The organism is Streptomyces sp. UNOB3_S3 (assembly GCF_020740895.1).
Classification (GTDB): Bacteria; Actinomycetota; Actinomycetes; order Streptomycetales; family Streptomycetaceae; genus Streptomyces.
This window is the reverse complement of record NZ_JAILXP010000534.1, coordinates 1-3,600: the sequence shown is the minus strand read 5'-3', so window position 1 is coordinate 3,600 and position 3,600 is coordinate 1. Positions and strand designations below refer to the sequence as shown.

Sequence of the window (3,600 nt, the reverse complement as noted above, 5' to 3'; positions counted from 1 at the left end):
CTCGCCCACGGCGAGGACGTCGGGGGTGTAGACGGACTTCCAGCGGCGGCCCGTGGCGGGGTCGCCGCGGCCGTGGGGCCGTTCGTCGGCGGCTGGCTGGTGGACGGGCCCGGCTGGCGCTGGGTGTTTCTGATCAACCTCCCGCCCGCTGCCCTGTGCGTCCTCGTCGCCCGGCGGCACGTCCCCGAGACCCGGGACCCCACGGCCCGCGGCCGCTTCGACGCCGCCGGCGCCGCGCTGGGCGCCCTCACCCTCGCCGCCGTGACGTACGCGCTGATCGCCGCCCCCGACAAGGGCCTCTCGGCCTGGGTGATCGTCCCCGCGGTCGCGGGCGTCCTGCTGGGCGCGGCCTTCCTCCGGGTCGAGCGACGGCGGACCGATCCGATGCTGCCGCTGGGGATCTTCCGCGTCCGGCTGTTCTCGTCCGTCAACGTCGTCACGTTCTTCGTCTACGCGGCCTTCAGCGGCTTCTTCTTCCTCTCCGTCCTCCAGCTCCAGGTCGTCGTCGGCTGGTCCGCCCTGGAGGCCGGCACGGCCCTGCTGCCCACGACCGTGCTGATGCTGCTGCTGTCCTCCCGCTCCGGCCGAATAGCCCAGCGCATCGGGCCGCGCGTGCCGCTGACGGCCGGGCCGCTGCTGTGCGCGGTGGGGATGCTGCTGATGACGCGCGTCGGGCCCGGCGCCGTCTACTGGCGGGACGTGCTGCCCCCGCTCGTCGTCCTGGGCCTGGGCATGGTCACGCTGGTCGCCCCGCTCACCGCGACGGTCCTGGCCTCCGTCGACGTGGCCCGGGCCGGGCTGGCCAGCGGCATCAACAACGCCGCCGCCCGGGCCGCCGGACTGATCGCCGTGGCCGCGCTGCCGCTGGCGGCGGGCATGGGACCCGACGCCTACCGGGACCCGGCGGCCTTCTCCGACGCGTTCGTCCTGGCCATGGTCTACTGTGCCGGAGCGCTGGTCATCGGCGCCGCACTCGCCTGGTGGACGATCCGCGAGCCGGAACCGGCCTCCTGCCACCCCGAGTGCGCCTTCCACTGCGGCGTGACGTCGCCGCCGCTGGACCCGGGGGACGCGACCGGGAACGCGGAACGGTGACCCGGTAGGGAGCTCCGGCACCGCACGCGGCTGCGGCAGACTGGGCCCCATGCCCATTCACGAGAACCTGCTCGGGGGACCGCCCCCGACCCATCTGCCCGACGACCCCGAGCCGCGCGAGCTCCTCGCCTCCGGCGCGGCCCCCGCCGAGGTCGCCGCCAAGTACCCGGCGTCCTCGCTGGCCTGGGCGCAGCTCGCCGACGACGCGTTCGAGGCCGGCCGGACCGTCGAGTCGTACGCCTACGCCCGCACCGGCTACCACCGCGGCCTCGACGCGCTGCGCCGCAGCGGCTGGAAGGGCCACGGCCCGGTGCCCTTCGAGCACGAGCCCAACCGCGGCTTCCTGCGCGCCCTCCACGCCCTCGCCCGCGCCGCCCAGGCGATCGGCGAGCAGGAGGAGTACGAGCGCTGCAGCACGTTCCTGCGCGACAGCTCCCCGACGGCCGCCAGCACCCTGGGCTGACGTCCCCGGCGTCCCTGACGACTCGTCGGACCCCGTCGGACCCCGTCGGACCCTGTCGGCGCCCCGCCGGCACCCCGTCGCGAAGCGACCGGACACCGCCCACGGCTCTTGCCGCGGGCGGTGTCCGCGACGCAAGATGCGAACAGGGGACCGGGGCTCCGATGCCGACGGGAAGGGGCGGACCGCTACCCGGGAGCACTCTGCCGAGGAGAGTCCGCGATGTCGCACGCCCCCATAGCCCCCACCCTCGAGTTCGAGGGCACGACCCCGTACGAGGACTACGTCCGCGCCGAGGTCCTCACGAACCTTCAGAAGCCGCTCTCCGACGACCCGGGCGAGATGGTCTTCCTCGTCACCACCCAGGTCATGGAGCTGTGGTTCACGGTCGTCGTCCACGAGTGGGAGACCGCCGCCCGCGCCCTGCGCGAGGACGAGCTGCCCGTCGCGCTGGCCGCGCTCAAGCGGTCCACGTACGAGCTGGCGGCGCTCAACTCCTCCTGGGAGCCGCTCGCCCATCTGACGCCCGCCCAGTTCAACTCCTACCGCTCCGCCCTGGGCGAGGCGTCCGGCTTCCAGTCGGCGACCTACCGCCGCCTGGAGTTCCTGCTCGGCGAGAAGTCCCCCGCGATGCTCGTCCCCTACCGGGGCGCGCCGCGCGTCCACGCGGAGCTGGAGAAGGCCCTCCACGCGCCCGGCCTCTACGACGAGGCGCTGGGCTGGCTGGCCCGGCGCGGCCACGCGGTACCCGCCGCCGTCCTCGACCGCGACCTCTCCGCGCGCTACGCGGGCGACCCGGCCGTCGAGGACGTCTGGCACCGCGTCTACGCGGGTGACCAGAGCAGCGAGGAGTGCCGGCTCGGCGAGGCCCTGACCGAGGTCGCGGAGCTGGTGTGGCGCTGGCGCAACGACCATCTCGTCGCCACGAGACGGGCGATGGGCGCCAAGGTGGGCTCGGGCGGCTCGGCGGGGGTCGCCTGGCTGGAGAAGCGGGCCGGCAAGCACGTCTTCCCCGAGCTGTGGACGGCGCGCAGCCGTGTCTGACCCCGGGGGCACCGGAGGGCCACGCGGAGGATTACGCGGCGGACCACGCGGAGGGCTACGCGCCGAGGCGGCCGCCCTCGACGCCGCCGACGCGCTGCGCGCCAAGCGCGCGGAGTTCGTCCTCGACGACGACACCGTCTACCTCGACGGCAACTCCCTCGGTGCCCTCCCGCGCGCCGTCCCCGCCCGCCTGGCCGACGTCGTCGGGCACGAGTGGGGGCGGCTGCGCATCCGCTCGTGGCGCGAGTCCGGCTGGTGGACCGCGCCCGAGCGGGTCGGCGACCGGATCGGGCGGCTCGTCGGGGCCGCGCCCGGCCAGATCGTCGTGGGCGACTCCACGAGCGTCAACGTCTTCAAGGCCGTCGTCGCCGCCGTCCGCCTGGGGGAGGGGGCGGGGGCGGACGGCTGGGCGCCGGCCACAAGCTCGACCGCGTCGAGCTCCACGCACACCGGCAGCCCGCGCACCGGGCCCGTGCTGCCCGGCAGGACGACGGCCGCGCGCAGCCCGGCGTCCTCGGCCATGGCCCGCAGCCGGGCCGGCGGCAGGTCCTCGTCGAGCGGGACGTAGGCGCAGCCCGCCTTGAGGATGCCCAGCAGCGCGACCAGCGCCTCCAGGGAACGGCTGCCGCACACGCCCACCGGCGTGCCGGGCTCGACACCCCGGGCGAGCAGATGAGCGGCCAGCGCGCCGGAGCGGGCGCTCAGCTCACCGTAGGTCAGCGTGCGTTCCCCGTGCCGGGCCGCGAGCGCATGCGGCCGGGCCGCCGCCTGTTCCTCGAACAACTCCGGAAGGCTTCGGTCACGCGGGTAATCGCGTGGGCCGCTCGTACCGGCGATCGCGGGGTGGGCGCTGGAGGACGGCCGGACGGAAACGTCGATGTCTGTCATGAGGGCCTGTTCGCTTGGTTTCGGGGGGTGTGGGTGTCATGTCATCCGTGCCGTGAGGTGTGCGGTGGGACTCAGGTGAGGAGCTCAGGTGGGGGACTCAGGTGGGGGACTCA

At 74.9% G+C, this 3,600-nt stretch carries 3 protein-coding genes and 2 pseudogenes; 4 read left to right on the top strand and 1 reads right to left on the bottom strand.

What is annotated here, in order from left to right; all coding sequences use genetic code 11:
* From K6I33_RS33140 to K6I33_RS33125, 4 genes and pseudogenes are all read left to right on the top strand, one after another.
* A partial coding sequence (locus tag K6I33_RS33140; RefSeq protein ID WP_229358388.1) for an MFS transporter occupies positions 1 to 1,095 on the top strand: 1,095 nt, incomplete at its 5' end.
* 49 nt (positions 1,096 to 1,144) lie between these two features.
* The gene (locus K6I33_RS33135; protein WP_229358387.1) at positions 1,145 to 1,558 is read left to right on the top strand and encodes a DUF3151 domain-containing protein; all 414 of its coding nucleotides are present in this window, start codon (positions 1,145 to 1,147) and stop codon (positions 1,556 to 1,558) included.
* A 219-nt stretch (positions 1,559 to 1,777) separates the two neighbouring features.
* Positions 1,778 to 2,599, top strand: coding sequence for a tryptophan 2,3-dioxygenase family protein (locus K6I33_RS33130; RefSeq protein ID WP_229358385.1), 822 nt, complete (start codon positions 1,778 to 1,780; stop codon positions 2,597 to 2,599).
* A gap of 94 nt (positions 2,600 to 2,693) precedes the next feature.
* Positions 2,694 to 2,990, top strand: a pseudogene (locus K6I33_RS33125) (kynureninase); the annotation flags it as partial.
* 107 nt (positions 2,991 to 3,097) lie between these two features.
* On the opposite strand, the pseudogene K6I33_RS33120 reads toward K6I33_RS33125, so the two are convergent.
* Positions 3,098 to 3,487, bottom strand: a pseudogene (locus K6I33_RS33120) (AMP-binding protein); the annotation flags it as partial.
* Positions 3,488 to 3,600: the final 113 nt, after the last annotated feature.